At 34.2% G+C, this 4,219-nt stretch carries 5 protein-coding genes; 4 read left to right on the forward strand and 1 reads right to left on the reverse strand.

The window, feature by feature from the left end:
* Positions 1 to 165 precede the first annotated feature (165 nt).
* The 3 genes from AB3X49_RS18610 (at position 166) to AB3X49_RS18620 (ending at position 2,720) form a co-directional block, all read left to right on the forward strand.
* Positions 166 to 1,356, forward strand: coding sequence for a C1 family peptidase (locus AB3X49_RS18610; RefSeq protein ID WP_367963919.1), 1,191 nt, complete (start codon positions 166 to 168; stop codon positions 1,354 to 1,356).
* A gap of 604 nt (positions 1,357 to 1,960) precedes the next feature.
* Complete coding sequence (locus AB3X49_RS18615) at positions 1,961 to 2,302, forward strand: hypothetical protein (protein WP_367963921.1); 342 nt, start codon at positions 1,961 to 1,963, stop codon at positions 2,300 to 2,302.
* 142 nt (positions 2,303 to 2,444) lie between these two features.
* Positions 2,445 to 2,720, forward strand: coding sequence for a hypothetical protein (locus tag AB3X49_RS18620; protein WP_367963923.1), 276 nt, complete (start codon positions 2,445 to 2,447; stop codon positions 2,718 to 2,720).
* A gap of 53 nt (positions 2,721 to 2,773) precedes the next feature.
* Here AB3X49_RS18620 and AB3X49_RS18625 read toward each other — a convergent pair whose 3' ends face one another.
* Positions 2,774 to 3,715, reverse strand: coding sequence for an Rpn family recombination-promoting nuclease/putative transposase (locus tag AB3X49_RS18625; RefSeq protein ID WP_367963925.1), 942 nt, complete (start codon positions 3,713 to 3,715; stop codon positions 2,774 to 2,776).
* Between the two features lie 234 nt (positions 3,716 to 3,949).
* On the opposite strand from AB3X49_RS18625, the gene AB3X49_RS18630 reads away from it, so the two are divergent.
* Positions 3,950 to 4,219: transposase domain-containing protein (locus AB3X49_RS18630; protein ID WP_503413847.1), on the forward strand; the 270-nt coding region annotated here is incomplete at its 3' end.

Consider the following 4,219-nt stretch of genomic DNA (forward strand, 5'->3'; position numbering starts at 1 on the left):
CTCATCTCAATTTTCCTACAGTTTAGCTCAGCTCGAAAAACTTTGCAACAGAACCATATTTATCAACTTATGTAATCTAGTTACTGCATTTAATTTGTTATATATTGAATACATAGTTAAAATTTTAGTTTATGGAAATGTAATATATTTGGAGAGGGGAAATCCATGAAGAATAATACGTTTACTTTTTTTACGATGACAGTAGTCGGAATTATCGGGTTTTTATTCATACCAGCTATACATGCTGACACAGAAAAAACATTTCACCCAAATGAGTTCTCTACGTATGGATTGGGTTTAAAAGATACTAAGGTGAAGGAAGATATACCCGAGTATACACCATCTACTTCTTATCTCACAAAACAAGAAGCAACTAAACAAAAACAACAAGGAATTCAAACCCCAAACATTCTTCCCAATCGCATCGATTTACGTGAATATTTTCCAGAAGTACGAAATCAAGGGAAGTTTGGGACTTGTGTCCCATTTGCAATGACAGCTTTAAGAGAATATTACATCGCAAAAGATGCAGGGGCACGCGGGACTGATATTACTTATTTGTCCCCTGCTTATATGTATTATCCAAATGGGCCTCATGATGGCATGTACATTGAATCCGCACTTCAAGTTTTAAAACGAAGTGGTATTCCCCCAGAAACAGAACGTTTATATGATGTAAATCCAGAAAATATAGAACAATTTAAACAACCAGTAACCTCTACACAGAAAGAGAATGCATTACCATATAGAATCAGTGGTTATCAAGTCATACGCGAAACAAATATGGTACATAAAATCAAACAAGCACTGGCAAATCTAGATCCGGTTTTAATAGGTATCAACGTGTATCCAAATTTTGATGCAACGCCTGCTAATGGAATTATACCACCTGTTACAGAAAAGAAATCCAGAGGGGGACATGCTCTTGTTGTAGTGGGATATGATGAAAAAAATGAATGGTTCATTGTCAGAAATAGTTGGGGGACAAAATTTGGAGATCATGGATATGCGTATATGCATTATCAAACTTTATTAGACATGACAAATAGTATGTCTTTTGTAATTAAACCGATTCAAACACAATATCCACCATTCGGTGTGAAAATGACAACGACAGATATGACTCCTTCTCAAATTAAGTTCAACATTTCTGCCAAAAATGCGATTACATATGATTTATATAAAAATAATCAGAGAATCCAAACATTCACGACAAATACCATTACCGATTTAAATATAGTACCAGAGCAATCTTATATGTATCATTTGGTAGCAAAAAATACGATAGGAGCAACTCGCAGCTATCCTTTATCGATTTTGATTCCACCTGCTATACCGATTCAGCAAGCTAGTTAATATCATTCAAATAGGAAGAATAAATGATTATATGTGAAAGATTCTTTCTATAGTAAGTAGTTACAAAAAGGGAAGCCGACTGTGGATATAATACATGCCTGAAAAGTAAGGTAAGAGTTACTCTTTCATTATGATATGAGAAAATTAGATTAAATGGGTGAAATAAAAAAAAGAACGGTTCTATGGGTATAGTCCGCCCTTTAAAAAGGGAATAATGGCAAATATTCTTCTTAATTACACCAAAAACGGAAAATTCAATCTATTTATTTTTGAGAAAGTATTCATTTTTCGAAATCAAGTTGAAATTGAAAGAAGTAAAAGAACAGATGGAACAAATACAAACATAGTTAGATACATTCGAACAACAAAATCAGGGGATGAAAAAAGTGGAGCAAAAAACAAACATAAACCCTGATAAAAAAGATAAGCCATATTGGAAATATCCAGCCAAAATGAAATAACAAATTGAATAGCGACTTCCCCCGATATATAATATGAGTATACACCATTCTTTTATTCAGTTGAGGGAATGAGAGGATAATACAACAGTATATGACTCTTGTTCTCTCCTATATCTTCACACATAATATGTAAAGGGTGTGTTATGTATATGATTTTCTTATATCGATTTGATGTAAAAGAAAAGGGCATTCATTTTGTTTTAAATGAACAACTCGCCGCTGATATGCTTCCGCAATATGATGTCCTGTTGAGACCATTAGTGACATCTTTAGCTGAAACATTACAATTGTATTGCTCGTTAAGTAAGCAACCGACTTTGCTAACAAGTAAAATACAAGACAGCGGTGAAATAGAAGTGATGTTAAATCAAGAATTAGGACAATGTATAGATGGATATATAAAAGACCGCATGATTTTGAAAAATGGCAAACGAATTGCCGATATTTTAATGGAAATTCGGAATGCTCATACCATATACCACTAAACTTAGAGGACTAGTTATAGATGTGAAAATTTTCAATTATAAAATTAATAGACCAGAATTCTTTTCTATTTTTCCATAGTAACATGAAAAATATCAGTAAGTTGGATACAAATAGATATAGAAGACAGGAGAGGGATTATACGTGGATAAGTCATGGTCTGGTAATTCTGCACAATTGTTACAAGAAATTGATTGGAAAATGAGCAGAATTGAGTCGATTCTTCAGCATATTTCTATAGACGGTTTGACAGAAGAAGCATATGAGATTCACGAGATGCTTATAAAAGTGTCCCAGTTATTGCTCAACTTACAACAAGACCTCAAAATGGCACCACTGGCAAAAGGACTAAGTTTACAACTCCAAAGTAGACAGGAACAGTACAATCGATTGTTTAGTAGGAGAGAAATGCGCCTATAAATTTATGAATAATCAGACAATAACAGAGAGACATCTCATGAGATGTCTCTCTGTTATTGTTCTAAAATATGTCGTATGTCCAATATACCCATATTCGTAAATTTGGCAATATCTTCGATATCCATGCCATTGTTATGCATGCCACGGATTAATTGTTCTCTTTCTGCCAATTTTCCTTCTTGAATACCTACTTCTTTTCCTTTTTCCATTCCCTCTTGAATTCCTTCTTTACGTCCCTTTTCTATGCCTTTCTTCTCTGCATACTTGTACTTAGAAGCCTCATCAATCAGAGCCTTTTGTCTTGCTTCATATAACATACGGAATCCAGGGTCTTGACTCATCTGTTCCCATTTTTGCATCGCATCTTTTAAAATTGGATCTCGGTTCATCGCAATCTCCTCCAGCGTATGCGTTAATTGTGTATCTTCATTGGCAGATAATAAGAGTAACCATCGTACAAAGGTATCTTCCCACGGATTGACTTGTTCTTGTTTCCATTGTGCCATTAATTTAGGGATTTCAATTATGTGTAACTCTAAATCGTCTATCAGTAATTTTTGTAATTCAATATCCCATAGTTTCCCTGTTGTATGAAACGTTTCGTATTCTGGAAAGACCGGAAAGTTCAAGATATTAATGGTAATCGTCTTTCGCAATGCATCATAAGAATCACCTTTTTGCATTTGAGAAGCATACAAGCGACTCCAATAATACAAACTACGTTTCAGAAAATCATTTTGATCGTTCAATTGTATTTCAATGGCAATTTGGGTATCGTCATCTAAAGTTGCTAATACATCTAGAATAGACAATTTGTCCTTTTCATATTCGCGGTGTATATGTGGGTCTTCTATTTTCAGCGCTTGAATCGGTGAAGAGAGCGAAGACGCTAACGTCACGTTCAAAAATTGCATTAAAATCTGTTCATTTCCTCTTGAGCCAAATAATTGTTTGAACGCAAAATCGACTCGCAAATTTACTAAAGGTTGATTCATAGAGTGAGTCACCTTTCTTTGTGTTTATTCTATCTCTATTGTAGCGGATACGGAAGGGAGGAAGCAACCCTGGATGAACGTTTCTTGATGGGTATTATTTATTAAATAATAAGGTACGTGAAATTATGTTTATTGTCGCCTGAATATGCATATAGACCTGCTTAATCTGGTTCTGTTGCAAAGTTTTTTAAGTGAAATTAAAATGTAAGGAAAATGATTCGAGGAGCATGATGCATGAAATATTTTAAAGGAAAACAGTTCAAGAAAGATATTATTTTAGTAGCCGTTGGCTATTACTGTCGCTTTTCTTTAAGCTATCGTGATGTATCTGAAATCTTAAAAGAACGTGGAATTTCCGTTCACCCAACAACAATCATGCGTTGGGTGCATGAATATGGAAATTTGATCTATCAAATTTGGAAGAAGAAAAATAAATCAGCACATTTCGCATGGCATTTAGATGAAACCTCCATCAAAATCAAAGGAGAGTGGTGTTATCTTTAT

The sequence above is a fragment of the Bacillus sp. C30 genome, from assembly GCF_040838255.1.
Taxonomy (GTDB): domain Bacteria; phylum Bacillota; class Bacilli; order Bacillales; family Bacillaceae_G; genus Bacillus_A; species Bacillus_A mycoides.

Excerpts from the sequence above, each read along its gene's own strand:
- AB3X49_RS18610 (WP_367963919.1), top strand. The coding sequence starts at position 166 with ATGAAGAATAATACGTTTACTTTTTTTACGATGACAGTAGTCGGAATT.
- AB3X49_RS18625 (WP_367963925.1), bottom strand. The coding sequence starts at position 3,715 with ATGAATCAACCTTTAGTAAATTTGCGAGTCGATTTTGCGTTCAAACAA.
- AB3X49_RS18615 (WP_367963921.1), top strand. The coding sequence starts at position 1,961 with ATGTATATGATTTTCTTATATCGATTTGATGTAAAAGAAAAGGGCATT.